The sequence below is a fragment of the Mycolicibacterium chubuense genome, from assembly GCF_001044255.1.
GTDB lineage: Bacteria > Actinomycetota > Actinomycetes > Mycobacteriales > Mycobacteriaceae > Mycobacterium > Mycobacterium chubuense.
Window position 1 is genome coordinate 37713 of record NZ_JYNX01000026.1, and the last position, 25429, is coordinate 63141.

Consider the following 25429-nt stretch of genomic DNA (forward strand, 5'->3'; position numbering starts at 1 on the left):
AACCGCCGATGACGAGCTCCCTGGTCGCGATCGACATCCTGCCGGAGTCGGCGCTGCGGTCGATGGTCGACGTCATGGTGCGCTTGATCGAGGCGTGCGGCGCGGTCGTGATCATGATCGGCGCCGTCGTGGCGATCGTGAAGTTCGCCGCCGCGCTGACCCGCCGCGACATCAACCAGTTCTCCGCGGTACGCCTGTCCCTCGCCCGTTTCCTGGTGCTGGGGCTGGAATTCCAGCTCGCCGCCGACGTGTTGCGGACCGCGATCTCACCGTCGTTCGCCGAGATCGGCAAGCTGGCGGCGATCGCGGCCATCCGTACGGTGCTGAACTACTTCCTCAACCGCGAGATCGCCCAGGAGCAGCGTGAGGTCGAGTCGCTCCGGCAACCGCCCCGCCCCGCGTCCGGCGGCTCGTCGGTCCCGTGAGCGTCGTCGCCAACGCGTCCTGGTGCCTGGCGATCGCGGGCATCGTTCTCGGGTTCGCCGCGCTGCTCGTCTTCCACCAGCCGTTGCCCGCGCTGCGGGTGATGATCGAACTGTTCACCGCGGCCGGACTGCTGCGGTTGAGCGTCGACCTGTCCTGGGCGGCGATCCTGGGGGTCGTCGCGCTGATCGCCGTCCGGCGCTTCGTCACCCGCAGTCTGACCGTCGATCTGCGCCCGGCACGCTAGACGCGGCGCCGCTCCCGTTCGTTGGCGAGTTCGGCGGTCACCACGTCCAGCGCCATCGTCTGGCTGTAGCCGCGCCGTGCGAGCATTCCGACCAGCCGCCGCGCCACCTTGTTCTCGGCGTCCCGGTCCCCCGGGTCGCCGAGCTTCTCCCGGCGCAGCTTGTCGCGGACCAGTTGCTCGGCGCGGGTGCGTTCGGCGCCCGCGTCGATCCCGGCCAGCGCCGCGGTGATGACCTCGTTGTCGACGCCCTTGTGGCGCAGCTCGGCGGCCAACGCGCGCTTGCCTTTTCCGGCGTGCAGCCGCCGCGACCGCACCCACTGCTCGGCGAAGTCCTCGTCGTCGATCAGCCCGACCTGCGCGAGCCGGTCGAGCACCTGGGCGCTGACCTCGTCGGGGTAGCCGCGTTTGGCCAGCCGGTCTTCCAGCTCCGAGCGCGTTCGGGCCCGCGCAGTGAGCAGGCGCAGGCACAGGGCCCGCGCCTGCTCGGCACGATCAGAAGTCGACGGGAGCGGGGAGGACATCGTCATCCGTCACGACGGCGCCGATACCGAGCTTCTCCTTGATCTTCTTCTCGATCTCGTTGGCGGCGTCGACGTTCTCGAGCAGGAAGTTGCGGGCGTTCTCTTTGCCCTGCCCCAGCTGCTCCCCCTCGTAGGTGAACCAGGAGCCGGACTTGCGGATGAAGCCGTGCTCGACGCCCATGTCGATGAGCGACCCTTCCTTGCTGATGCCCTTGCCGTAGAGGATGTCGAACTCTGCCTGCTTGAACGGCGGGGACACCTTGTTCTTGACGACCTTGACGCGCGTGCGGTTGCCCACGGCGTCGGTGCCGTCCTTGAGCGTCTCGATCCGCCGCACATCCAGACGCACCGAGGCGTAGAACTTCAACGCCTTACCGCCCGTGGTGGTCTCGGGCGAACCGAACATCACGCCGATCTTCTCGCGCAGCTGATTGATGAAGATCGCGGTGGTGCCCGAGTTGTTCAGCGCACCGGTCATCTTCCGCAGCGCCTGGCTCATCAGGCGGGCCTGCAGACCGACGTGACTGTCCCCCATCTCGCCCTCGATCTCGGCACGGGGCACCAGCGCGGCGACCGAGTCGATGACGATGAGGTCGATGGCGCCGGACCGCACCAGCATGTCGGCGATCTCAAGTGCCTGCTCACCGGTGTCGGGCTGGCTGACCAGCAGCGCATCGGTGTCGACGCCGAGCTTCTTGGCGTAATCCGGGTCCAGCGCGTGCTCGGCGTCGATGAACGCCGCGATACCGCCGGCGGCCTGGGCATTGGCCACCGCGTGCAGGGCGACGGTGGTCTTACCCGAGGATTCCGGGCCGTAGATCTCGACGACGCGGCCGCGCGGCAACCCACCGATGCCGAGCGCGACGTCGAGAGCGATCGAGCCGGTCGGGATGACCGAGATGGGCTGGCGCACCTCGTCGCCGAGTCGCATCACCGAGCCCTTGCCGAAGTTCTTGTCGATCTGGGCGAGTGCCAGTTCCAGGGCCTTCTCGCGATCAGGGGCTTGCTGCGCCATGATGTACCTCTCCGGGTAGTCGTTGTCGACCGGTTCTCGGTCGGTTGGCCGTGACGCTAGGCCAGGGCACCGACAAGTCGCGGGGGCGAACTCCACCCACAGTAGACGAACAGGTGTTCGATTCAAGTGGACACGCCGACGGGCTAGCGTTTCGGCCATGACCACGCCACGAGACGTCCGCATCCCGGCCGGCCCCGACCAGATCGCCGCGTACCTCTACGTACCCGACGGGCCCGGTCCGACCGGCACCGGCAGGCCGTGCATCGTGATGGCCCATGGGTTCACCGCCACCCGCGACGACGGGCTGCCCGCCTACGCCGAGGCCTTCTGCGAGGCCGGATATGTCGTGGTCGTGTTCGACTACCGCGGTTTCGGCGCCTCGACCGGGACACCGCGGCAGCTGCTCGACATCGCCATGCAGCACGCCGACTACCACACCGTCGTGGAGTGGGCCCGCCACCTCGACGGCGTCGATCCCGATCGCATCGTGGTCTGGGGCTCGTCGTTCAGCGGCGGGCACGTGTTGGCCGTGGCGGCCGAGGATCCGCGGATCGCGGCGGTGATCTCCCAGGCGCCGTTCACCGACGGGATCGCGACGTTGCGCGCCCAACCGCTGTCGTTCGTCCCGAAGGGGCTGGCCGCGGGACTGCGGGACCAGATCGGCGCCTGGCGCGGGCGGCCGCCCCACCTGATGGCCGCCGTCGGCGACCCGGGCACTGTCGCCGCGATGACCTCCCCCGACGCCAAACCCGGATTCGAGGCGATCGTCGGCCCGAAATCGTTGTGGCGCAATGAATTCAGCGCTCGCGTCGCACTGCGCCTGGGCTTCTACCGGCCCGGCATCGTCACCGGGCGGCTGGCCATGCCACTGCTGGTCTGCGTGTGCGAGAACGACGCCGTCACACCCCCGGGACCGACGATCGCGGCGGCGCAGCGCGCACCGCGCGGGGAGTTGCGCCGCTACCCCTACGGCCATTTCGACATCTACCGCGACCCGCAGGTCAAGGCCGACCAGCTGGCGTTCCTGCGCCGGGTGTTCGCCGACGTCGCCGCCTAGCCGGTCCTGGACGCGCCGCGCGCGAGAGTCCTATCGTGGGGTGATCCGCCACGGAACGGACTCTCATGCACGAGATGGCGATCACCCAGAGTGTCGTCGATGCCGTGTGTGAGCACGCCGCCGGTCGGCGCGTGCACAGCGTCACGCTGGAGGTCGGGGCGTTGTGCGCAGTGGTCCCCGACTCCATGGAGTTCTGCTTCGAGCTCGCCACCGAAGGCACCGTGGCCGAAGGTGCGTCCCTCGACATCGACATGCGACCAGGAGCCGGCCGCTGCCGCGCCTGCGGCGACAGCGTCGTCCTGCAGGACTTCATCCTGCTCTGCCCGTGTGGCAGCGCCGACGTCGAGGTGACGGCCGGCCACGACATCCGCATTCGATCGATGGAAGTGAGCTGACCATGTGCGCAACCTGCGGGTGCGGCGCCGACGGACCGACCATCACCGTCCCCGGCGCCGCACCACCCCACCACGACCACGACCACGACCAAACCCACGACCACGCGCACGCCCACACCGTCGAGCTCGAACACCGCGTGCTGGCCAAGAATGACGCGCTTGCCGAGCAGAACCGTCGCTGGCTGGCGCAACGCCGGATCGTCGCGCTGAACCTCACCAGCTCTCCCGGCGCCGGAAAGACCACGCTGCTGGAGCGGACCGTCCGTGAGCTGAGAACCAGTCCGGTGACCGTCATCGAGGGCGATCAGGAGACGCTGCTCGACGCCGAACGCATCCGGGCCACCGGGGTGCCCGCCGTGCAGATCAACACCGGGGCCGGCTGCCACCTCGACGCGCAGATGGTCGGTGAGGCGATCAAGGCACTGAATCCGCCGGAGAATTCGCTGCTGTTCATCGAGAACGTGGGTAACCTCGTCTGCCCCGCCATGTTCGACCTCGGGGAGCTGACGAAGGTCGTGATCATCTCGGTGACCGAGGGCGCCGACAAACCGCTGAAGTATCCGCACATGTTCGCCGCCGCGGGCCTGGTAGTCATCAACAAGTCCGACCTGCTCCCCTATGTCGACTTCGACGTCGACCGATGCGCAGGCTACGCACGCTCGGTCAACCCCGGCGTCACCATCGTGACGGTGTCAGCGACGACCGGCCAGGGGGTCGCGGAATGGTATCGCTGGATCGAGATCCAGCAACGACTATCCGTTGACAACGGATATCCACGGGAGTAAACCGAGATTCAGCGGCGTGCAAGTGGGCCGAAGGTCGACTCCGACGCTGCAGGGGTCCCAGCCCGGCCCCGGAAAGCTGTGACACATGCCCCTCGAGGCAGCAGTCAAAGCGGAAGAGGCACTGATCCACGTTCTATGGATCAACGCCGGTTTGAGTTGTGACGGCGATTCAGTGGCGTTGACTGCCGCCACTCAACCCAGCATCGAGGAGATCGCTCTCGGCGCGCTTCCCGGCCTGCCCAAGATCGCCGTCCACTGGCCACTGATCGACTTCGAGTGCGGACCGAACGGGGGCGCCGACGACTTCCTCGAATGGTTCTTCAAAGCGGACAGAGGCGAATTGGAACCGTTCGTGTTGGTCGTCGAGGGGTCGATCCCGAACGAGAAGATCAAGAACGAGGGGTACTGGTGCGGGTTCGGCAACGACCCGGCAACCGGCCAGCCGATGACCACCAGCGAATGGCTGGATCGCCTCGCGCCCAAGGCAACCGCGGTGGTGGCGGTGGGGACGTGTGCCACCTACGGCGGCATCCACGCGATGGCGGGCAACCCGACGGGCGCCATGGGGGTGCCCGACTATCTCGGATGGGACTGGAAGACCAAGGCGGGCATCCCGATCGTGTGCGTGCCCGGCTGCCCGATCCATCCGGACAACCTGTCGGAGACGTTGACGTACCTGTTGTACATGGCCACCGACCAGGCCCCGATGATCCCGCTGGACGATGCCCTGCGGCCCACATGGCTGTTCGGCGCGACCGTGCACGAGGGGTGCGACCGGGCCGGCTACTACGAGCAGGGCGATTTCGCCACCGAGTACGGGTCCCCGAAATGCATTGTCAAGCTTGGCTGCTGGGGTCCTGTCGTCAAGTGCAACGTGCCCAAACGCGGCTGGATCAACGGCGTCGGCGGTTGCCCGAACGTCGGCGGCATCTGCATCGGATGCACCATGCCGGGCTTCCCCGACAAGTTCATGCCGTTCATGGACGAACCGCCAGGCGGCAAGCTCTCGAGCGGCGCGTCCGGACTGTACGGCTCGGTGATCCGCAGTCTGCGCCACGTCACGGGTCGCACGCTCGACAAAGAACCCAGGTGGCGCCATCCCGGCACGCGGCTCGAGACGGGAGCGACGCGCACCTGGTAGGTGCCCGTCGCTGTTCGCGTCTTCCGGGCCGCGTGTGCAGCATCGTTGAAAAGCGCTGCACCGCTGCGTATCACACAGGAAGAAGAAGTCCGATGACAACGATCATCCCCGAGCCGTCCCACGTCAAGCGCGACCCCGGCCAACTGGTGGAGATGGCCTGGGACCCGATCACCCGAATCGTCGGCAGCCTCGGCATATACACCAAGATCGATTTCGAGAATCGGGAAGTCGTCGAGTGCCACAGCACCTCGTCGATCTTCCGCGGCTACTCGATCTTCATGAAGGGCAAGGACCCCAGAGACGCGCACTTCATCACCAGCCGCATCTGCGGTATCTGCGGGGACAATCACGCCACCTGCTCGTGCTACTGCCAGAACATGGCGTACGGCGTGCAGCCGCCGCATCTGGGTGAGTGGCTGATCAACCTCGGCGAGGCCGCCGAATACATGTTCGACCACAACATCTTTCAGGAGAACCTGGTGGGGGTCGACTACTGCGAGAAGATGGTGGCCGAAACCAACCCCAGCGTGCTCGCCAAGGCCGAGAACACCCAGTCTCCGCAGGCCGACGCCCACGGCTACCGCACGATCGCCGACATCATGAGGGCACTCAACCCGTTCACCGGCGACTTCTACCGCGAGGCGCTCCAGGTGAGCAGGTGGACCCGGGAGATGTTCTGCCTGATGGAAGGCCGGCACGTGCATCCCTCGACGCTGTATCCCGGCGGTATCGGCACCACCGCCACCATCCAGCTGATGACCGACTACATGACGCGGCTGATGCGCTACGTGGAGTTCATGAAGAAAGTCGTACCGATGCACGATGACCTCTTCGACTTCTTCTACGAGGCGCTGCCCGGCTACGACCAGGTGGGCCTGCGGCGAACCCTGCTCGGCTGCTGGGGCTCGTTCCAGGACCCCGAAGTGTGCAACTTCGCATACAAGGACATGGAGCGCTGGGGCAACGCCATGTTCGTCACCCCCGGCGTGGTCATCGACGGCAGACTGCACACCCATTCACTGGTAGACATCAACCTCGGTATCCGAATCCTGTTGGGCCACAGCTATTACGACGACTGGTCCGACCAGGAGATGTTCGTCAAGACCGATCCGCTGGGGAATCCGATCGATCGGCGTCATCCGTGGAACCAGCACACCAACCCCAAGCCGCAGAAGCGGGATTTCGACGGCAACTACAGCTGGGTGATGTCACCGCGATGGTTCGACGGCAAAGACCACCTGGCACTGGACACCGGGGGCGGCCCGCTGGCCCGGCTGTGGTCGACGGCGCTGGCCGGCCTGGTGGACATCGGCTACGTCAAGGCCACCGGTTCCAGCGTGCGCATCAACCTGCCGAAGACGGCGCTGAAAGGACCCGTCGAACTGGAGTGGAGGATCCCGGGGTACGGCAGCAACACCCTCGAACGCAACCGCGCCCGGACGTACTTCCAGGCCTACGCCGCCGCATGCGCTCTGCACTTCGCCGAAAAGGCACTCGTGGAGATCCGTGCCGGACGCACCAAGACCTGGGAGAAGTTCGAGGTGCCCGACGAGGGCATCGGCTGCGGGTTCACCGAGGCGGTGCGCGGCGTGCTGTCCCACCACATGGTGATCCGCGACGGCAAGATCGCGAACTATCACCCGTATCCGCCGACACCGTGGAACGCCAACCCACGTGACAGCTATGGGACGCCAGGGCCTTACGAGGATGCGGTGCAGGGCCAGCCGATCTTCGAGGAGAACGACAGGGAGCATTTCAAGGGTATCGATGTCATGAGGACGGTGCGCAGCTTCGATCCGTGCCTGCCGTGTGGGGTGCACATGTACCTGGGCGAGGGGAAGCACCTGAACCTGCTGCACTCCCCCACCCAGTCCGTGACCGGGGAATAGGGCATGGCCCCGCCGAAGCCGCCGAGCCGAGACGACGCGAAGTGGCGCGCGGCGGGCGATCGGATACAGACGCTGCTCGATGCGGTCGCAATCGGCGGTATGGCCGCGCGGGAGCGTGCCGAGCAACTGGTTGGCGAGGTGACGGATCTCTACGGAGCGGCGCTGGAGCGGATGATCGAGGCGGCCTTGACCGCGAAACCGGAACTCGCGCAGGTCTTCGCGGCCGACGATCTCGTCGCCAGCCTGCTGCTGGTGCACGGGCTGCATCCGCATGACGCCGAGCGGCGGGTGGCCGATGCGCTGGAGGCCGTGCGGCCCTATCTCGGCTCGCACGGCGGCGACGTTTCACTGCTGGGCGTGACCGACGGTGTCGTGCGCCTCCAGTTCCAGGGCAGCTGTAAGAGCTGTCCGTCCTCGTCGGTGACGCTCGAACTCGCGGTCCAGGATGCGGTGCGGGCGGCCGCCCCGGAGATCGAGACGATCGAAGTGGTTGCCGCCGAACCTGATTCAACGACCGGCGTGATTCCCGCGGACGCGCTGCTGAATCGGGTGCGCGCCGACGGAATGCGCTCGACCTGGCAGCCGGTGCCTGCACTGGCCGAATTGCGCGACGCCGAGGTCGGCGGCTTCCGCGTGGCGGGCATGACCGCTCTGGCCTGCCGCATCGGCGATGCCGTGTTCGCCTACCGCGACCGGTGTGGCGCGTGCACCGGATCGATGGCCGGTGCCCGTTTGACCGGTGCCGTGCTGCGGTGCCCCGGCTGCGGTGCCGGGTTCGACGTGGTCCACGCCGGCTGCGGGATCGGCGAAGACGGCCATCTGGAGCCGATACCGGTGCTCGAGCGCGACGGCGTGCTGTCGATGGCCGTGCCCGCATCCGCGGAGGTGGCGTGATGCCGGGGGCCGGCAACGTCCCGACCGTGTTGACGCGCATCCGCGCCGGCCGCAATGCACCCGCGCCCGCGGGCGAGCGCTGCGAGATGTGCTCGGAGCCGGTCGCCGACGAGCACCAGCACGTGGTCGATGTCGAGGTCCGGCAGCTGATGTGCGTCTGTCGTGGCTGCTACCTGCTGTTCACCGACACCACTGCGCAGTTGCGGTACCGGGCGGTGCCGGACCGCTACCTCGCGTTCCCGGATTTCGCGATGGACCGTCGCGCGTGGGAGGCCTTGCAGATCCCCGTCGGGCTGGCGTTCTTCTTCTGCAACTCCTCGCTCGGGCGCACCGTGGCCTTCTACCCGGGTCCCGCGGGCGCCACCGAGTCGGAACTGGACCTGCAGGCGTGGAACGACATCCGTGCCGCCGATCACCGGGTCGACAGCCTCGCCGCCGACACCGAAGCCCTCCTGGTGCGCGCGCCCGACACCGAGGACGCCGCGCCGCGGGGCTACCTCGTGCCGATCGACGCCTGCTATGAGTTCGTCGGCCGGCTGCGCATCCTGTGGCGCGGATTCGACGGTGGCCAGGAGGCACACGACTACGTCCACCAGTTCTTCGAGCTTCTCGACGCACGCGCCCGGACGGTGCAGCGGACATGACCGAACTCGACTTCACCGTCGTCGACATCGCACCCGAGCCCTACGCCGTGACCCCGATGTTGACAGCCCGAATCGCCACCGCGGCGACCGGTGACGAGCCGATCCACGCGATCGCCTTGCGGTGCCAGGTCAGGATCGAACCGTTGCGGCGCAGCTATTCCGACGACGAAGCGACCGGACTTCTCGACCTGTTCGGACCTCGCGACCGGTGGTCGGCAACGCAGCACACATTCCTGTGGCAGCACACCTCGGTCACGGTGCCGGGGTTCACCGGGACGACGGAGGTCCAGCTGCCGCTCGAGTGCACCTACGACTTCGAGGTCAAGGCTGCCAAGTATCTGCTGGCGCTCGACACGGGCGCCATTCCTCTGCAATTCCTCTTCAGTGGAACCGTTTTCGTCCACGGCAGTCGCGGTTTCGGAGTCCAGCAGGTGCCGTGGGACCGAGAGGAACGCTACGACATGCCGGTGTCGGTGTGGCGCGATCTCATCCGGCTGCACTATCCCAACACCGGTTGGCTGCGCCTGCCCCGTGACACCATCGACGCGCTGGCCGCCTACCGATCGGCCCGTGGACTGCTCGACTTCGACGAGGCGATCTCCGAACTGCTGGCCGCGGCCAGGGAACTGCGATGAGCAGCGGATGGGACCGGGCCCGCGCGGTCGCCGACGCGGTGCTCTACGAGGGTTACCTGCTCTACCCGTACCGTGCCACGTCCGGGAAGAACCAGTCGCGCTGGCAGTTCGGCGTCCTCGGCCCGCCCGGTGCCGAGGAATCCGGTATCGGCGAGAACGCGTCACTGTGCACGCAGGTTCTCGTCCGGCCGCTCGGCGCGCCGTCGGTGTCCGGCGTCGTTCGGTTCCTGCAACTGCAGCACCGCGGGGTCGAACGCGACCTCGGTGGCGGTCGCTACGAGAAGGTCGACGAGCTACGGGCAGGTCCGGACAGGTGGTTGAGCTGGGACGAGGCGATCGAGTGCGAGATCGCCGTGGATGCCGCCCCTGTCTCGGCGCTGCCGCTCGCGGTGGACATCGCAGTCCCCGCCGGCACCGACCTCGAGACCGTCGATGGCGGCAGGCTGGTGCGCGGCCGTCGTGACCTGCGTGGCCGCCTCTCGATCGCGGCCGAGCCGGACGACGGGCTGCTGCGGCTGACGCTGGAGGTGCGCAACACCTCGTCGCCCGCAGCCGACAAGAACGAGGCGATCGCGACCTCCCTGATCGGCACCCACCTACTGCTGGAGGTCAGCGGCGGCGAATTCGTCTCGCTGCTCGAGCCACCCGGCGCCGCCGTCGGCGCAGCGGGACGATGTCGTCAGCATCGCTGTTTCCCCGTGTTGGCCGGGCCGCCCGGCGATCACGACCTGGTTCTGGTCTCGCCGATCATCCTGTACGACCATCCCGAGATCGCCGAACAGAGCAAGGGCGCACTGTACGACTCGACCGAGATCGACGAGATCCTGACGTTGCGCATCATGACCATGACCGAGGAGGAGAAGGCCCAGGCCCGCGCCACCGACCCGTTGGCCGCCCAGATCATCGACCGCTGCGATTCGATGTCCCCGGAAGCGATGCTCGATCTGCACGGCGTACTGCGCAATCCGCACGCCGCCGCACCCGGCCCGGCGCTGCTCCCCGAGATCCCGCCGGACGTCGACTGGTGGGATCCCGAGGCCGACAACGCCGTTCGCCCCGAGCTCGACGCGGTCCTGGTGAACGGCACCAGGGTGGCGCGGGGCAGCCGGGTGCGGCTGCACCCCTGCCGCCGGGCCGACGCCCAGGACCTGTTCTACGCCGACAGGATCGCGCGCGTGGCGTCTGTGCACGGCGATGTGGACGGCGGTCAGCACATCGGCGTCGTCCTCGAGGACGATCCGGCGGCCGAGCTGCACGACTGGTACGGCCGCTGCCTGTACTTCGCCCCCGACGAGGTCGAACCGCTCATCGAAAGGAGTCCGAAATGGAAGTAGTCGGCTGGATTGCCGTCGGCGTGGTGGCCGCCGTGATCCTCGCAGGAGTGGTGATCGGGGTGCGATCGGTTCCCGACGTGCAGCGCTACCTGAAGATGCGCCGCATGTGACCCCGAGGATCCTGGTGGCCGGGATCGGCAACATCTTCCTCGGGGACGACGGCTTCGGCCCCGAGGTCATGCGGCACATCCCGGCGCGGCTCGCCGGACCGTGTGTTCGGCTCACGGACTACGGCATCAGGGGCATGCATCTGGCCTACGACCTGCTCGACGGCTGGTCGGCACTGGTGCTCGTCGACGCCGTGCCCAGCCGCGGCGCGCCCGGGACGGTGCACGTGTTCGAGGCCGACCACGAAAGTCTCGCCGTGAGCGCCGGTCTCGATGCGCATGCCATGGACCCGGGCGCGGTGTTCGCCAGCCTCGCGGCACTCGGCGGCACGCCGCCCCGCACGATCGTGATCGGCTGTGAGGCCGAGGCAGTCGAGGAGGGCATCGGTCTCTCCGACGCCGTCGCGGCTGCGGTGCCGACCGCGGCACAAGCCGTCGAGGACCTTCTGACCGATCTGCTCACGCGTTCCGCGGCGGGAAGGGGCTGAGACCATGTGCCTGGGAATTCCCGGACAGGTCGTCGGGATGCTGGACGGCTACGGTGACCAGCTGGCGCTCGTCGATGTGGCCGGGGAGCGCCGCAAGGTGAATGTCGGCATGTTGCCCGACGAGCACTTCGCGCCCGGCGACTGGGTGATCATCCACATGGGTTTCGTGGTCGAGAAGACCGACAAGGCCGGCGCGGACGCGGCCATGGCCGGGCTGGAGCTGATGGGCCGGGGTCACGGCAGCGGGGATCCACCATGACCGGCCGCCGCCGCGTTCGCGTCTGTGTGCGCGGCGTGGTGCAGGGCGTCGGGTTCCGGCCTTTCGTTTACACGCAGGCCGTTCTGCTGGGGCTGTCCGGCTCGGTGCGCAATGACAGCACCGGCGCCATCGTCGAGCTCGAGGGCGCGGCCGCAGACATCGACCGCTTCCTCGCGCGGCTGCGCGACCATCCACCACCTTTGGCTGTCCTCGAATCCGTGGTTGTACAGCCCGTTCCGCTTGTCGGTGGCACCGGCTTCACGATCGCCGACACCTCGCACACCGAGGGCGGCCGCACGCTCGCGTCCCCGGATGTCGCGATGTGCGCCGACTGCGCAGCCGAGCTGCGCGACCCGCGCAACCGGCGGTTCCGGCACCCCTTCATCAACTGCACCAACTGCGGTCCGCGATTCACGATCATCGCGTCCCTGCCGTACGACCGATCGTCGACGTCGATGGCCGACTTCCCGATGTGCGCCGAGTGCGCACGGGAGTACGCCGACCCCACCGACCGCCGATTCCACGCTCAGCCCGTCTGCTGCCCGGGGTGCGGACCGACACTGCGCTTCCGGGACCGCGGCGGTCGGGCCACCGCCGGCGAAGCAGGGTTACGCGCCGCCCGACGGCTCCTGCGCGACGGCGGTGTACTGGCGGTCAAAGGGGTCGGCGGCTTCCACCTCGCCTGCGACGCCGCCGACGGCGCAGCGGTGGCCGGGCTGCGGTCCCGAAAACGCCGCGGCGACAAACCGTTCGCAGTGATGGTCCCCGACCTGTCGACCGCGCACGCCATCGCCCACGTCGACCCCGCGTCAGCCGTGCTGTTGACCGGTCCCGCCCGGCCGATCGTGCTGATGCCCAGGCGTACCGGTGCCGCGGTCGCCGATGCCGTGGCGCCGCACAACCCCGACCTCGGCGTCCTGCTGGCCTACTCGCCGGTGCATGCGCTGTTGTTCGGGCTCGACGAGGACGAACCCGGGCCACAGGTCCTGGTGATGACGTCGGGGAATCTCGGCGGCGAACCCATCTGCTACACCGACGACGACGCCTTCGACCGGCTGTCGCCGCTGGCCGACGGGTGGCTGACGCACGACCGGGCCATCCTGGTGCCGTGCGACGACTCGGTGATGCGCGCCGACACGCCGGTCCGGCGCTCGCGCGGATACGCGCCACTGCCGATCGCGTTGCCGGTTGCGGTGCCCCCGACACTCGCGGTGGGCGCTGATCTGAAGAACACCATGGCCGTCGCCGATGGGCGGTACGCGTGGCTGAGCCAGCACATCGGCGACATGGACGACCTGGCCACGCTGTCCGCCTTCGACTCCGCCCAGCAGCACCTGAGGCGGCTCACTGCGGTCGAACCAGAAGTGCTCGTCGCCGACGCGCACCCGCTGTACCGCTCGAGGGCTTGGGCGCACCGCAACGCGATGGGCCGGCCGGTGCGCAGCGTGCAGCACCACCACGCGCACATCGCCGCGGTGATGGCCGAACACGGCCTGGACGGCTCTCTGCCCGTGCTCGGATTCGCCTTCGACGGAACGGGTTACGGCCCCGACGGCGCGGTCTGGGGCGGTGAGGTGCTACTGGCCGACTACAAGGGCTACCGGCGGCTGGCCGCGCTGCGTTACGTGCCGCTGGCGGGCGGCGACATCAGCGTGATGCGCCCGTACCGGATGGCGCTCGCACATCTGTGGGCCGCCGGGCTGGCCTGGGCGGCCGACCTGGCCCCGGTGCGCGCATGCCCGGCCGACGAACAGCGGGTGCTGCGGCACCAACTCCGCACCGGCCTCGGGTGCGCCCCGACGTCGAGCATGGGCAGGCTGTTCGACGCCGTCGCGGCGCTGACCGGGGTCCGTCAGGTCGTCGACTACGAGGCGCAGGCGGCAATCGAGCTCGAGGGGCTTTCCCGCGAACACGACTGCGGCGCCACCGGCTACAGGTTCACCGTCGAGCACCGGGATCCCACCGCGGAGATCGACCCCACCCCCGTCCTGGCCGGGGTCATCGCCGACCTCCGCGCCGGCGTCGCGCCCGGCCTGGTCGGCTCCCGTTTCCACCGCGCCGTCGCGACGCTGATCCTCGACCTCGCGGTCGAGAATCGCGGGCCCGCGGTGGCCCTCTCCGGGGGCGTGTTCCAGAACGCCCTCCTGCTTCGAATGGCCCGAATATCGTTGGAAGAACAGGGATTCGATGTCCTGACCCACCGCCACGTGCCGCCCAACGACGGAGGCATCGCACTGGGACAGCTGATCGTGGGGAATGCCGTCTAGAAGGGAGGGCGAAGATGTGTCTCGCGGTACCGGGGAAGATCATGAGCATCGAGGAGCGTGACGGCACACTGATGTCGGTCGTCGACTTCGGCGGTGTCAAGAAGGACGTGTGTCTGCAATACATCCCGGACGCCGGCGTCGGCCAGTACGTCGTCGTCCATGTCGGCTTCGCCATCCAGCGACTCGACGAGGAATCCGCACTTCGCACACTGGCCGAGTTCGAGCATCTCGGTGTGCTCGAGGAGGAATTCGCCGACGGCTTCGAGCAGGCCGCGCGACAGGCCGGCGCGACCAACCCGAACTCGCGGCCGAACACCAACGGGACATCCGAGGCGACATCATGAAATACCTGGACGAATTCAGCAATCCGGAGTTGGCGCTGCGGCTCATCGACCAGATCAGGTCCACCGCGACCCGCCGCTGGTCGATCATGGAAGTCTGCGGCGGCCAGACGCATTCGATCATCCGGCACGGTATCGACCAGTTGCTTCCGGACACCGTCGAGATGATCCACGGTCCGGGCTGCCCGGTCTGTGTCACGCCGCTCGAGGTCATCGACAAGGCGCTCGAGATCGCTTCCCGCCCGGATGTGATCTTCTGTTCGTTCGGGGACATGCTCCGCGTGCCGGGCAGCGAGAAGGACCTGTTCCGCGTCAAGAGCGAAGGCGGCGACGTCCGGGTCGTCTACTCCCCCTTGGACGCGCTGACGATCGCACGGGACAACCCGGACAGGCAGGTGGTGTTCTTCGGCATCGGTTTCGAGACCACCGCCCCTGCCAACGCGATGACCGTGTATCAGGCGAAGCGTCTCGGTATCGAGAATTTCTCGCTGCTGGTCTCCCATGTGCTGGTCCCCCCGGCGATCTCCGCGATCATGGAGTCCCCGACGTGCCGCGTCCAGGCGTTCCTGGCGGCGGGCCACGTGTGCACGGTGATGGGAACCGACGAATACCCGCCTCTGTGTGACAAGTACGGAATCCCGATCGTGGTCACGGGTTTCGAGCCGCTGGACATCCTCGAGGGGATTCGGCGGACGGTCGTGCAGCTCGAGTCCGGCCGCCACGAGTTGGAGAACGCCTACCCTCGGGCGGTTCAGGACGTCGGCAACCCCGCCGCCAGGGCGATGCTGCTCGACGTGTTCGACGTGACCGACCGGGCATGGCGCGGGATCGGCGTGATTCCCAGCAGCGGCTGGCGGTTGTCACACGCCTACCGCGATTACGACGCCGAACAACGGTTCGCCGTCACCGACATCCACACCGAGGAGTCCGCGGTGTGCCGCTCGGGCGAGGTACTGCAGGGCCTCATCAAACCGCACGAGTGCTCCGCGTTCGGGACCGTGTGCACGCCGCGCAATCCGCTCGGCGCCACCATGGTCTCGTCGGAGGGCGCCTGTGCGGCCTACTACCTGTACCGGCGTCTCGAGGTGACCAATGCCTGAGCATGCTTCCGGCACCCGGACGGCCATCGACATGGAATCGTGGGTCTGCCCCGCGCCGCTGCGCGACTCCCCCAACATCGTCATGGGTCACGGCGGGGGCGGAGCGATGTCCGGCGAACTCATCGAGCATCTCTTCCTGCCGGCGTTCGGGCCCGCCGCCGATGCCGGGATGGGTGACTCGGCGATCGTCGAGATCGGCGGTGCGCGACTGGCGTTCTCCACCGACTCGTTCGTCGTGAAGCCGATGGTGTTCCCGGGCGGCACGATCGGTGATCTGGCGGTGAACGGGACGGTGAACGATTTGGCGATGGCGGGCGCCGTACCCGCGGTGCTGTCCACCGCGTTCATCCTCGAAGAGGGCACGCCGCTGGACGAACTGGCCCGGGTCGCCCAGGCTGTCGGCACTGCAGCCATGGCGGCCGGTGTCAGGCTCGTCACCGGCGACACCAAGGTCGTCGACTCCGGGCATGGTGACGGGGTCTACATCAACACCGCAGGCATCGGTCTGGTCGACGGACGTACCGACATCCAGCCACGGCGCGCGGCGCCGGGAGACGTCGTGATCGTCAGCGGCGACATCGGCGTGCACGGGGTGGCCGTGCTGAGTTGCCGGGAAGGTCTCGAATTCGGCACCACCGTGGCCAGTGACACCGCGCCCCTGCACGGTCTGGTGGCGGCGATGATCGCGACCGGCGCCGACCTGCACGCGCTGCGCGACCCGACGCGGGGCGGCATGGCGGCCACGCTCAACGAGATCGCGAAAGCAGCCGGGGTCGGCGTGTCGATCGACGAACGAACACTGCCGATTCCGTCAGAGGTGCGCGACGCGTGCAGCATGCTCGGCCTGGATCCGCTCTATGTCGCTAACGAAGGCAAGCTGGTCGCGTTCGTGGCTGTCGCGGACGCCGACCGGGTGCTCGCCGCGATGCGCGCGCACCCGCTGGGCGCCCGCGCGGCGATCATCGGCACCTGCGTCGCCGAGCATCCGGGCATGGTGGTGGCGAGGACGGCGTTGGGTGGTACCCGGGTGGTGGACCTGCCGATCGGCGAGCAGTTGCCACGGATCTGCTGAATGACCGCGCCAACCGGGCAGGTCCACGCCGGCCATGCGCTGTTCGCGCAGTACGCGTACCCGCCGAACGAACTCGGATACTGCGGGCCCGAGGACACCGCGGCGCTTCTGCGTGCCGGCGACGAGATGACCTCGGTCATCCGCGAATTCGACGGCGCCTGGCCGTACCTGCGGGCCATCGCGGACGCGGCGGGCGTCGCCGACCCGCTCGATGTCGAGGTGGTGCGCACCTACTGGGTCGGCGGTCCTCAGCTGAACGCGGTGGACGCGCGGACATTGCTCGACCGGCTCCGCGCGGCGTTCGCCGGCCAGGTGACCGGGCTGCTCGGCGACCTGGGCGTCGACGCGCACGCGTTGGCCCACCACAGCTTTCACGTCTTCGTCGTGTATCCGTGGGTGCGCTTCCTGGATCGGGATCCGCCGACCACCGCGCTGCACGTCCTGCAGCGGTGCCGGATTCGTTGGGGCACCGTGGTCGGCCTCGACGACGAGCACGTGATGCTCGAGTCGCGGCCCCTCGTCGTCGACGACGGCCGGTTGTCGCTCGGGGACCCTGCCGCCGAGCGGGTGAGGTGGAGCCGGGACGGCAGGTCGCTGACCACGGCACCCGCCGTCGGTGACGTCGTCGCCGCGCACTGGGACTGGGTGTGCGGTTCCCTCACCGACGCCGACCGCACCGCACTGACGATGGCGACGCAATCGACCCTCGAGCTCGTGAACACGGCGATGAGTCGAACTTGACCCTTCACCACTGGTCGCGGGGCACGTCGAAGTCGGCGCACAGCGCCCGCCAGACGTCGCGCGGTTCGGCGCCGTCCTCGATGGCCTGGGCCGCGGTGCGTCCTCCCATGCTGGTCAGCACGTGGTCGACCAGCATGGAGGTGGCCCGGACCTCACCGAACCGCCCCCGCACCAGCTCGTGGAATTCCGTCAGCCGCACACGCCCAACCTACTTGCCGGCGTCCAGAGCGCCATGGCACACCCGTACCGGATCGGCGACCGCCGCGACGGTCGCGCCGGCCCGTCGCGCGGCGTCCCGGTACCGCGGCGCGCCCAGCACCTCTCGGACCGCGGCGCCCAACGTCTCGCGGGTCAGGGGCCGGACCAGCTGCGCGCTGCCTTGCCGCACAAGGCGATTGGCGATCTCCCACTGGTCGCCGCCGCCGGGCACCACGACCATCGGTACGCCGGCGAGCAGTGCCTTGGACACGATGCCGTGCCCGGCGCCGCAGACCAGCAGGTCGGTGCGGCCGAGCAGTTCGTCCTGGCGGCCGAGCCCCACGACCGCCCACGGCGGCACCTCGCCGGTGGGCGCGTGCAGCTGCGAGACGGCGACCCGCGCCCCCGCGGGCAGCACGTCCCCGGGCACCAGGGTCTGCAGCGCGAGGTCTGCGAGCGCAACGGCACCGGTACTCGCGGTCGACGGCGCGACCATCACGACCGGTCCGTCACCGTCGGGCAGGGTCAGCACGGACGTCGTCGGCTCGTAATGCAGGGGGCCGACGACGACGGCTTCGGCGGGCCAGTCCGGACGCGGTACCTCCATCGCCGGCAGGGTCGCGATCAGCCGGCGCAGCGGCCCGGGGTCATCGGCCGGCAGTCCGATCTCGACGCGGACGGCGGCCCGCTGGCGCAGGCCCGCCCGCCATGACCGGGCGCTGAGCGCCCGCAGTACCGCGTCGCGCGCGCGGCCCCGGATCCCGGTGCCCGGAGCCAGCCCGCTGCCCAGCGGCGGCAGCCCCTTCGAGGGACGGTAGAGCGGGTGGGTGTTCAGTTCGATCCACGGCACGCCGAGCAGATCGGCGGCCAGCCCACCGCAGGTGGTGATCGAATCCGACACCACCAGGTCCGGCTCCAGCGCGGCGATGCGGTCGGTGTTGAGCACCGCCATCCGGCCGGCCCGCTGGTGGATCTTGGCGCCCGCATCGGCGTCGTCGTCGCCCGTCATGACCCGCAGCCCGTCGAGTTCGACGGCGTCGATCCCCTGCGCGCGGGCCTCGTCGAGCCACCGCGTGCCCGTCAGCAGCGTCGGACTGTCGCCGGCGGCGGCGAACCTCAGGCACAGCGCCAGTGCGGGGAACGCGTGGCCGGGGTCGGGTCCGGCGACTACGGCGACGCGCATGCGCCACACCATGCCACAGCGTCGGTGGTTAAGCTCGGGCGATATGACCGATGAAGCCCCCACGACGCTGGTGCCGACCACCGACAACGCGTCCCTGGTCGAGAAGTTCCTGTTCGCGCTGGCCGACGAGGACTTCGACACCGTCGAGTCGTTGGCCGCCCCGGAGTTGGTGTGGCAGAACGTCGGCCTGCCCTCGATCCGCGGCCGAGCCCGGATCATGGCGCTGCTGCGCCGCGGCGAAGGCAGGGTCGGGTTCGCGGTGAAGTTCCACCGCATCGCCGGCGACGGGGACACCGTGCTGACCGAGCGCACCGACGCGATCATCATCGGTCCGTTGCGCCTGCAGTTCTGGGTGTGCGGGGCGTTCGAGCTGCGCGACGGTCAGATCACACTGTGGCGGGACTACTTCGATCTGCTCGACTTCCTGGTGAAGGCGCCGCTGCGGGCCATCGCCGGGACAGTGATCCCGTCGCTGCGCCCGAGATTCTGAGCCCCGCCCCGGCCCTCAGGCGCGCAGCCGGCCCAGCTCGTCGAAGGCCTGCGCCCAGCCGGTGAGCCGGTCGGTCGCCGAGGTCAGCTCGTCACGGTAGCGCCGCTGCGTCATCGGTGAGCTCGACATCGACCCGGAGTTCGCGGCCGACACCAGTTGCGCTGCCGCGGAGACCATCTCGTTGTACTGGCGCGCCCCGCGGTCGAGTTGCGCGCTGAACGCCGCGATGGTGGGCGCCAGGTGCGGACGCGACTGCGGCGCCGAGCCGATGGTCCGCTCCATCGACACCACCTCGGTCGCGGTGGCGGCCATGGTGGCCGCGGTGCGCTCGGCGGCGGCCCGCAGGTCGTGCAGGTCGTCGGCCGGCAGCAGCCGGCCGCGCTCCATGACGCCCAGCAGCGAGACCAGCCCCCGCTCCGAATCGGCCAGCGCCGCCATCGGCGCGCGGGCGGCCGAACCCCAGGGCGGCAGCCGTCGCGCGACGCGGCCGCGCGACGGCGGAAGCGGCTCGGCGCGCAGCCACCGGTACCTCAGGAACGCCAGCGTGGCCAGGAATGCCGCGCCGACGGCGATCGGGGACGGGATGAACAGCGCCCACACCGGGGTGCTCCACGACGCCAGCAGCGCGGTGACACCCACCCAGAACACCGAGGACAGGGCGAAGAACACCCCGAGGCGCAGCGCCCAGCGCCGCTTGCGCAGCAGCTTGGCGCGCGGATCGGCCGCGGCGTTGAGCTTGTCGGCCACCATCCCCGACCACTCCGCGGCGGTGTCGATGCCGCGCTGGGCCAGCGAATGCCATGCCTCGGGTCTGCCGCTGCGTGTCCTCACGTCATCCTCGTCGAAAGTCGGGCTCTACTGCGACAGCGGGTTTTCCGGTGTCGGGTTGGTCGCCGGGGTGGCCGGCGACTGAGCGGGCGTGGCCTGGGTGTCCCCGCCCGCGGGGAGCTGTTCCCCGCGCATGGAGGCGCGAATCTGCTCGAGACGGGAATGCCCGGCCATCTGGACGCTGGCCTGCTGGACCTCGAGCATGCGGCCCTGCACCGAGTTCTGGGCGAGTTCCGCCGAGCCCATCGCGTTGGCGTAGCGACGTTCGATCTTGTCGCGGACCTCGTCGAGGCTCGGCGTGCTGCCTGGCGCGGCGATCTCACTCATGGACCGCAAGGAGGCGCTGACCTGCTCTTGCATCTTGGCCTGCTCGAGCTGCGAGAGGAGCTTGGTGCGCTCGGCGATCTTCTGCTGCAGCACCATCGCGTTCTGCTCGACGGCCTTCTTGGCCTGTCCGGCGGCCTGCAGCGCCTGGTCGTGCAGACCCTTGAGGTCCTCGACGCTCTGCTCGGCGGTCACCAACTGGGCCGCGAACGCCTCGGCGGCGTTGTTGTACTCGGTGGCCTTGGCGGCGTCACCGGCGGCCACCGCCTGATCGGCCAGCGTGAGGGCCTGGCGGACGTTGACCTGGAGCTTTTCGATGTCGGCGAGCTGGCGGTTGAGCCGCATCTCCAGCTGGCGCTGGTTGCCGATCACCTGGGCCGCCTGCTGGGTCAGCGCCTGGTGCTGCCGCTGCGCCTCCTCGATGGCCTGCTGGATCTGCACCTTGGGATCGGCGTATTCGTCGACCTTGGAGCTGAACAGCGCCATGAGGTACTTCCACGCCTTGGAGAACGGGTTGGCCATGGATTCATTCCGCCTTCGTCGTCTGTCAAAAGGGTCAGTCGAGCAGTGTCACCTGTGGGAACCAACTTATCGGTTCGGCACAGCTCGCCACACCCCTGCCGGGGGATGCGATCAGGCGACGGCCATCGACACGACCTGCGGAATGACGACCTTGGTGCTGACGTCGATGTGCGCGGTGCTCGCGGCGTCGCGTGACTCCTCGACGGCGAGGTCGTCCCCGGCCTCGGACAGCACCCGCGACAGCGGGATGTCGAGCGCGCCGCAGATCGCGCTCAGCAGTTCGCTGGAGGCCTCCTTGCGGCCCCGCTCGACCTCGGAGAGGTAGCCCAGGCTCACCCGCGCCGAATCCGAGACTTCACGCAGGGTGCGCCCCTGCTCCACCCGCGCGCGCCGCAGCACGTCGCCGATCACCTCGCGCAACAGTGTCGTCATCGCGATCTCCTTAGTCAGATTCGGCAGCCAGGTCTACCTTCGTCGCCTGCTATCCGACCCAACGCTCGGTGGACACCGGATGGTTCCCGAACGGGCGCCGCAAATCCGCGGCGCGGTCGGGGTCACTGATGCTCGACGAGGGCACGCAGCCGGCGCAGTGCGGCGTGGGCGGCGGCGAGCCGGATCTGCCAGCGGGTGCCGTCGAGGCGCAGCATCACCACCTCGGTGTCGACGGGGCCGGCCAGGCCGACGTACACGGTGCCGACGGGATTCCCGCCGTGCGGTTCGGGCCCGGCCACCCCGGTGAGTCCGATCCCCCAGGTCGCCCCGCAGCGCTGCTGGGCGCCGACGGCCAGCGCCCGTGCCGTGGGTTCGGCCACGGGACCGACGTCGGCGAGCAGTTCGGGCGCCACGCCGGCCAGGTCGACCTTGGTGTCGACGGTGTAGGTGACGAGGCCGCCGCGCAGTACCGCACTGGCGCCCGGCACCCCGGCCAACGTCGCCGCCACCAGGCCCGCGGTCAGCGATTCGGCGGTCGCGACGGTCTGCCTGCGCACGGTCAGGTCGGCCACCAGCGCGCGGGCGTCGTCAGTGACCAGCGGGTCGTCCACGCGAATCCCTCACCGCCGAGACGAAGTAGTCGACGCCGGTCAGGACGGTCAGCACCACCGCGGCCAGCATGATCACCCAGGCGCCGGTCAGCCAGGCGCCCGTCAGCGGCAGCACGAACAGCCCGATCGCGACCGCCTGGACCAGTGTCTTGAGTTTGCCTCCGCGGCTGGCCGGGATCACACCGTGGCGCAGCACCACCAACCGGAGCACGGTGACGCCGAGTTCGCGGACCAGGATCACCACGGTCACCCACCACGGCAGGTCGCCGAGCATCGACAGGCCGATCAATGCGGCGCCGATCAGGGCCTTGTCGGCCAGCGGGTCGGCCAGGGTGCCGAATTCGGTGACCATCCCGTAGCTGCGGGCCAGCGCGCCGTCCAGCCGATCGGTGATGACGGCCACCGCGAAAACGATGAACGCCGCTGTGCGCCAGTATGTTTCGTGCCCATCGCCGACGAAAAGGAGGACGAGGAACACCGGTACCAGCACCAGCCGGACACCGGTGAGCGCATTGGCGAGATTCGCCACCCGAGCGCGCGGAACCACCGGATCGGTATGTGGTTGGCCCGGCACCGCCACAGAATACTGGTTGCCGAAACCGATACCCTTCCCCGTGTGAGCTCCGTTCCGAGCGAGTCCGCGGGTGAGCCGGTCGTGCGCCGGGCCAGGACCTCCGATGTGCCGGCCATCAAGACGCTCGTCGACGTCTACGCCGGCCGGATCCTGCTCGAGAAGAATCTGGTGACCCTCTACGAGTCGGTGCAGGAGTTCTGGGTCGCCGAACTCGACGGTGAGGTCATCGGCTGCGGCGCGCTGCACGTGCTGTGGTCGGACCTCGGCGAGGTGCGCACCGTGGCGGTGCACCCGAAGGTGCGCGGGCGCGGGGTGGGGCACGCCATCGTCGACCAGCTGCTCGCCGTGGCCAAGGAGTTACGGCTGCAGCGCATCTTCGTGCTGACCTTCGAGGTGGAGTTCTTCGGCAGGCACGGCTTCGCCGAGATCGAGGGCACCCCGGTGACGGCCGAGGTGTACGAGGAGATGTGCCGCTCCTACGACACCGGCGTCGCCGAGTTCCTCGACCTCAGTTACGTCAAACCCAACATCCTCGGCAACACTCGAATGCTGTTGACGCTGTAGCGCTTTCTTCGCGGCGATCCGAGTCAGAACCCCGGGTCGTCGTCCGCGTCGCCGCCGACGGCGTCGCTGCCGCCGCGGATCAGCGCCAGCGTGCCGGCCAGTTCGTCGGGCTTGACCAGCACCTCGCGCGCCTTCGATCCCTCCGAGGGGCCGACGATGCCGCGCGTCTCCATGAGGTCCATCAGCCGGCCCGCCTTGGCGAACCCGACCCGCAGCTTGCGCTGCAGCATCGACGTGCTGCCGAACTGCGAGGACACCACCAGCTCGACCGCCTGCAGGAACACGTCCATGTCGTCGCCGATGTCGGGGTCGACGTCCTTGCGCTCGCCGGCCTTGACCGCGGTGACGCCCTCGACGAACTCCGGTTCGGCCTGATCCTTGGTGGCCGTGACGACCGCGTGGATCTCCTCGTCGGTGATGAACGCACCCTGCAGCCGGATCGGCTTGTTCGACCCCATCGGCAGGAACAGCCCGTCGCCCATGCCGATCAGCTTCTCGGCGCCCTGCTGGTCGAGGATGACGCGGCTGTCGGTGAGCGACGACGTCGCGAACGCCAGCCGCGACGGCACGTTGGTCTTGATCAGACCGGTGACGACGTCGACCGACGGCCGCTGGGTGGCCAGCACCAGGTGGATGCCGGCGGCGCGGGCCTTCTGCGTGATGCGCACGATCGCGTCCTCGACGTCGCGCGGCGCGGTCATCATCAGGTCCGCGAGCTCGTCGACGATCGCGAGGATGTACGGGTAGGGCTTGTATTCGCGGTTGCTGCCCAGCGGCGCCGTGATCTCCCCGGTGCGGACCTTCTCGTTGAACACGTCGATGTGACGCACCCGGGAGGCCTGCATGTCCTGGTAGCGCTGCTCCATCTCCTCGACCAGCCAGGCCAGCGCCGCGGCCGCCTTCTTGGGTTCGGTGATGATCGGCGTGATCAGGTGCGGGATGCCCTCGTAGGGCGTCAGTTCGACCATCTTCGGGTCGATCAGGATCATCCTGACCTCCTCCGGGGTGGCGCGCGCGAGCAGCGACACGAGCATCGAGTTCACGAAGCTGGACTTGCCCGAGCCGGTGGAGCCGGCGACGAGCAGGTGCGGCATCTTCGCGAGGTTGGCCGAGATCATCTCGCCCTCGATGTCCTTGCCCAGGCCGATCACCAGCGGGTGGTGATCCGACCGCACGACCGGGTCGGTGAGCACGTCGGCCAGCCGGACCATCTCGCGGTCGGTGTTGGGCACCTCGATGCCGACGGCCGACTTGCCGGGGATCGGTGCGAGCATCCGGACGCTCTCGGTGGCCACGGCGTAGGCGATGTTGCGGTGCAGCGCGGTGATCTTCTCGACCTTGACGCCCGGGCCGAGCTCGACCTCGTAGCGGGTGACGGTCGGCCCCCGGGTGCAGCCGGTGACCGCGGCGTCGACCTTGAACTGATCGAGCACGGAGGTGATGGCGTCGGTCATCTGCTGGTTGGCCGCCGTCAGCCGCTTCGGCGGATCGCCGGCGATGAGCAGGTCGAGCGACGGCAGCGCGTACGGTCCCTCGACGACGCGGTCCAGGCTGAGCCCGGCCTCCTTGCGGGGCTTCTTGCGGGTCTTCACCGGCGCCGGCGCCGGCGCGACCTCGTCGTCGACGGGGTAGTTCTCCATCGGGGTGCCCGCCGGCCCCGAAGACTTGGTCAGCGGCACCGTGGGCTGGGTCGCCGACGGCCACGCGGCGTCCTCGTCCCCGGCGGAGAGCTCGTCGTCGTAGTAGCCGTCGGAGAAGTCATCGGTGGGGTCACCGGCATCGTCGTACTCGTCGTCGGCCCAATCCTCGTCGTCGTACTCGCCGCGCCACCGCGTCGAGAACATGTCGCGCAGCGTCGCGGGCAGCTCGCGGATCGTGGTGCCGGTGATCAGCAGCAGCCCGAACAGCACACCGAGGACCAGCAACGGAGCCGCGATCCATGCGGTCAGCCCGTCGGAGAGCGGGCCGCCGATCGCGAATCCGACGAAGCCCGCGCCGTGTTGACGCGCCGCGGGATCCTGCGGGGCGCCGGACCAGAGGTGCAGGAGCCCGAGCGCGGGTAGCGCGATCATCGCTGCGCCGAGGATGAACCGCGGGCGGGCCTCGGGATCGGGCTCCGAGCGCATCAGCACGACGCCGACGGCGGCCAGCGCGAGCGGGAGGAGCACCACGGCGCCGCCGATGAGGATCCGGACGAAGGTGTCGATCCACTGCCCGACCGGTCGGGCGGCGTCGAACCACGAGCTGGCGGCCACCACCACAGCCAGGGCGAGCAGTGCCCAGTGCCGCGATCCGAAGGCTCATGGCGGCATCGTAAGCGCTGACCTTCCACTATTTGACTATCCCCA

Annotated in this window: 31 protein-coding genes; 21 read left to right on the forward strand and 10 right to left on the reverse strand. The window is 68.9% G+C overall.

The genetic code is table 11. From position 1 onward, the window contains the following. The first annotated feature begins 8 nt into the window (after nt 1-8). Both MCHUDSM44219_RS07270 and MCHUDSM44219_RS07275 read left to right on the forward strand, forming a co-directional pair. Nucleotides 9-425 carry a DUF1622 domain-containing protein gene (locus tag MCHUDSM44219_RS07270; protein WP_048417598.1) on the forward strand — a complete coding sequence of 139 codons (417 nt, stop codon included), beginning with the start codon at nt 9-11 and terminating at the stop codon, nt 423-425. Further along, nucleotides 422-670: a hypothetical protein gene (locus MCHUDSM44219_RS07275; RefSeq protein ID WP_048417567.1), complete on the forward strand. Its 249-nt coding sequence runs from the start codon at nt 422-424 to the stop codon at nt 668-670. The genes MCHUDSM44219_RS07270 and MCHUDSM44219_RS07275 overlap by 4 nt, the downstream gene beginning before the upstream one ends. On the opposite strand, the gene recX is transcribed toward MCHUDSM44219_RS07275, so the two are convergent. Beyond that, complete coding sequence (gene recX / locus MCHUDSM44219_RS07280) at nt 667-1197, reverse strand: recombination regulator RecX (RefSeq protein WP_048417568.1); 531 nt, start codon at nt 1195-1197, stop codon at nt 667-669. The genes MCHUDSM44219_RS07275 and recX overlap by 4 nt on opposite strands. Further along, on the reverse strand, nt 1163-2206 hold the full coding sequence (gene recA / locus MCHUDSM44219_RS07285; protein ID WP_048417569.1) for a recombinase RecA: 1044 nt from the start codon (nt 2204-2206) through the stop codon (nt 1163-1165). Before recA ends, recX begins: the two co-directional genes overlap by 35 nt. A 157-nt stretch (nt 2207-2363) precedes the next feature. Here recA and MCHUDSM44219_RS07290 point away from each other — a divergent pair, with 157 nt between their 5' ends. The 17 genes from MCHUDSM44219_RS07290 (at nt 2364) to MCHUDSM44219_RS07365 (ending at nt 17355) form a co-directional block, all read left to right on the forward strand. Beyond that, complete coding sequence (locus MCHUDSM44219_RS07290; protein ID WP_048417570.1) at nt 2364-3263, forward strand: alpha/beta hydrolase; 900 nt, start codon at nt 2364-2366, stop codon at nt 3261-3263. A 65-nt stretch (nt 3264-3328) separates the two neighbouring features. Further along, nucleotides 3329-3658: a hydrogenase maturation nickel metallochaperone HypA/HybF gene (locus tag MCHUDSM44219_RS07295; RefSeq protein ID WP_048417571.1), complete on the forward strand. Its 330-nt coding sequence runs from the start codon at nt 3329-3331 to the stop codon at nt 3656-3658. Nucleotides 3659-3660: 2 nt separating this feature from the next. Beyond that, a complete protein-coding gene (gene hypB, locus MCHUDSM44219_RS07300; protein WP_048417572.1) occupies nt 3661-4443 on the forward strand; it encodes a hydrogenase nickel incorporation protein HypB in 783 nt (260 codons plus the stop codon). Between the two features lie 85 nt (nt 4444-4528). Further along, a complete protein-coding gene (locus tag MCHUDSM44219_RS07305) occupies nt 4529-5584 on the forward strand; it encodes an NADH-quinone oxidoreductase subunit B family protein (RefSeq protein ID WP_048417573.1) in 1056 nt (351 codons plus the stop codon). Between the two features lie 92 nt (nt 5585-5676). Next, nucleotides 5677-7473 carry a nickel-dependent hydrogenase large subunit gene (locus tag MCHUDSM44219_RS07310; protein ID WP_048417574.1) on the forward strand — a complete coding sequence of 599 codons (1797 nt, stop codon included), beginning with the start codon at nt 5677-5679 and terminating at the stop codon, nt 7471-7473. Between the two features lie 3 nt (nt 7474-7476). Further along, nucleotides 7477-8367: a NifU family protein gene (locus tag MCHUDSM44219_RS07315; protein ID WP_048417575.1), complete on the forward strand. Its 891-nt coding sequence runs from the start codon at nt 7477-7479 to the stop codon at nt 8365-8367. Then, nucleotides 8367-9011, forward strand: coding sequence for a DUF5947 family protein (locus MCHUDSM44219_RS07320; protein ID WP_048417576.1), 645 nt, complete (start codon nt 8367-8369; stop codon nt 9009-9011). Before MCHUDSM44219_RS07315 ends, MCHUDSM44219_RS07320 begins: the two co-directional genes overlap by 1 nt. Continuing rightward, the gene (locus tag MCHUDSM44219_RS07325; RefSeq protein WP_048417577.1) at nt 9008-9646 is read left to right on the forward strand and encodes a DUF6084 family protein; all 639 of its coding nucleotides are present in this window, start codon (nt 9008-9010) and stop codon (nt 9644-9646) included. Before MCHUDSM44219_RS07320 ends, MCHUDSM44219_RS07325 begins: the two co-directional genes overlap by 4 nt. Then, nucleotides 9643-10980, forward strand: a complete 1338-nt coding sequence (locus MCHUDSM44219_RS07330) for a hypothetical protein (protein ID WP_048417578.1) — start codon at nt 9643-9645, stop codon at nt 10978-10980. Before MCHUDSM44219_RS07325 ends, MCHUDSM44219_RS07330 begins: the two co-directional genes overlap by 4 nt. Further along, complete coding sequence (locus tag MCHUDSM44219_RS31690) at nt 10971-11090, forward strand: DUF6893 family small protein (RefSeq protein WP_109777625.1); 120 nt, start codon at nt 10971-10973, stop codon at nt 11088-11090. The genes MCHUDSM44219_RS07330 and MCHUDSM44219_RS31690 overlap by 10 nt, the downstream gene beginning before the upstream one ends. Continuing rightward, nucleotides 11087-11575: a hydrogenase maturation protease gene (locus MCHUDSM44219_RS07335; RefSeq protein WP_048417579.1), complete on the forward strand. Its 489-nt coding sequence runs from the start codon at nt 11087-11089 to the stop codon at nt 11573-11575. The genes MCHUDSM44219_RS31690 and MCHUDSM44219_RS07335 overlap by 4 nt, the downstream gene beginning before the upstream one ends. 4 nt (nt 11576-11579) lie before the next feature. After that, complete coding sequence (locus MCHUDSM44219_RS07340; RefSeq protein WP_048417580.1) at nt 11580-11834, forward strand: HypC/HybG/HupF family hydrogenase formation chaperone; 255 nt, start codon at nt 11580-11582, stop codon at nt 11832-11834. Further along, a complete protein-coding gene (gene hypF / locus MCHUDSM44219_RS07345) occupies nt 11831-14101 on the forward strand; it encodes a carbamoyltransferase HypF (RefSeq protein WP_048417581.1) in 2271 nt (756 codons plus the stop codon). Before MCHUDSM44219_RS07340 ends, hypF begins: the two co-directional genes overlap by 4 nt. Nucleotides 14102-14115: 14 nt before the next feature. Further along, nucleotides 14116-14445 (forward strand): HypC/HybG/HupF family hydrogenase formation chaperone, encoded by a 330-nt coding sequence (locus tag MCHUDSM44219_RS07350; RefSeq protein WP_048417582.1) that lies wholly within the window; start codon nt 14116-14118, stop codon nt 14443-14445. After that, on the forward strand, nt 14442-15542 hold the full coding sequence (gene hypD, locus MCHUDSM44219_RS07355; protein ID WP_048417583.1) for a hydrogenase formation protein HypD: 1101 nt from the start codon (nt 14442-14444) through the stop codon (nt 15540-15542). The genes MCHUDSM44219_RS07350 and hypD overlap by 4 nt, the downstream gene beginning before the upstream one ends. Then, nucleotides 15535-16614: a hydrogenase expression/formation protein HypE gene (hypE, locus tag MCHUDSM44219_RS07360; protein WP_048417584.1), complete on the forward strand. Its 1080-nt coding sequence runs from the start codon at nt 15535-15537 to the stop codon at nt 16612-16614. The genes hypD and hypE overlap by 8 nt, the downstream gene beginning before the upstream one ends. After that, the gene (locus MCHUDSM44219_RS07365) at nt 16615-17355 is read left to right on the forward strand and encodes a DUF6390 family protein (protein ID WP_048417585.1); all 741 of its coding nucleotides are present in this window, start codon (nt 16615-16617) and stop codon (nt 17353-17355) included. 4 nt (nt 17356-17359) lie between these two features. Here the strand turns inward: MCHUDSM44219_RS07365 and MCHUDSM44219_RS07370 are convergent, their stop codons facing one another. Both MCHUDSM44219_RS07370 and MCHUDSM44219_RS07375 read right to left on the reverse strand, forming a co-directional pair. Beyond that, nucleotides 17360-17554: a DUF3046 domain-containing protein gene (locus MCHUDSM44219_RS07370; protein ID WP_048417586.1), complete on the reverse strand. Its 195-nt coding sequence runs from the start codon at nt 17552-17554 to the stop codon at nt 17360-17362. Between the two features lie 9 nt (nt 17555-17563). Beyond that, nucleotides 17564-18736, reverse strand: coding sequence for a glycosyltransferase (locus MCHUDSM44219_RS07375; protein WP_048417599.1), 1173 nt, complete (start codon nt 18734-18736; stop codon nt 17564-17566). A 43-nt stretch (nt 18737-18779) separates the two neighbouring features. Here MCHUDSM44219_RS07375 and MCHUDSM44219_RS07380 point away from each other — a divergent pair, with 43 nt between their 5' ends. Then, complete coding sequence (locus MCHUDSM44219_RS07380) at nt 18780-19226, forward strand: limonene-1,2-epoxide hydrolase family protein (protein WP_048417587.1); 447 nt, start codon at nt 18780-18782, stop codon at nt 19224-19226. A gap of 15 nt (nt 19227-19241) precedes the next feature. Here MCHUDSM44219_RS07380 and pspM read toward each other — a convergent pair whose 3' ends face one another. From pspM to pgsA, 5 genes are all read right to left on the reverse strand, one after another. After that, a complete protein-coding gene (gene pspM / locus MCHUDSM44219_RS07385; RefSeq protein WP_048417588.1) occupies nt 19242-20057 on the reverse strand; it encodes a phage shock envelope stress response protein PspM in 816 nt (271 codons plus the stop codon). 24 nt (nt 20058-20081) lie between these two features. Further along, on the reverse strand, nt 20082-20900 hold the full coding sequence (gene pspA / locus MCHUDSM44219_RS07390) for a phage shock protein PspA (protein ID WP_048417589.1): 819 nt from the start codon (nt 20898-20900) through the stop codon (nt 20082-20084). Nucleotides 20901-21011: 111 nt separating this feature from the next. Continuing rightward, on the reverse strand, nt 21012-21332 hold the full coding sequence (clgR, locus tag MCHUDSM44219_RS07395) for a transcriptional regulator ClgR (protein ID WP_048417590.1): 321 nt from the start codon (nt 21330-21332) through the stop codon (nt 21012-21014). Between the two features lie 122 nt (nt 21333-21454). Next, nucleotides 21455-21943 carry a CinA family protein gene (locus MCHUDSM44219_RS07400; protein WP_048417591.1) on the reverse strand — a complete coding sequence of 163 codons (489 nt, stop codon included), beginning with the start codon at nt 21941-21943 and terminating at the stop codon, nt 21455-21457. Further along, nucleotides 21921-22517, reverse strand: a complete 597-nt coding sequence (gene pgsA / locus MCHUDSM44219_RS07405) for a CDP-diacylglycerol--glycerol-3-phosphate 3-phosphatidyltransferase (protein ID WP_048417600.1) — start codon at nt 22515-22517, stop codon at nt 21921-21923. Before pgsA ends, MCHUDSM44219_RS07400 begins: the two co-directional genes overlap by 23 nt. 81 nt (nt 22518-22598) lie before the next feature. On the opposite strand from pgsA, the gene MCHUDSM44219_RS07410 reads away from it, so the two are divergent. Continuing rightward, nucleotides 22599-23081 carry an amino-acid N-acetyltransferase gene (locus MCHUDSM44219_RS07410; RefSeq protein WP_109777627.1) on the forward strand — a complete coding sequence of 161 codons (483 nt, stop codon included), beginning with the start codon at nt 22599-22601 and terminating at the stop codon, nt 23079-23081. Nucleotides 23082-23104: 23 nt separating this feature from the next. Here MCHUDSM44219_RS07410 and MCHUDSM44219_RS07415 read toward each other — a convergent pair whose 3' ends face one another. Further along, a complete protein-coding gene (locus MCHUDSM44219_RS07415) occupies nt 23105-25336 on the reverse strand; it encodes an FtsK/SpoIIIE family DNA translocase (protein WP_236695388.1) in 2232 nt (743 codons plus the stop codon). Between the last annotated feature and the right edge of the window lie 93 nt (nt 25337-25429).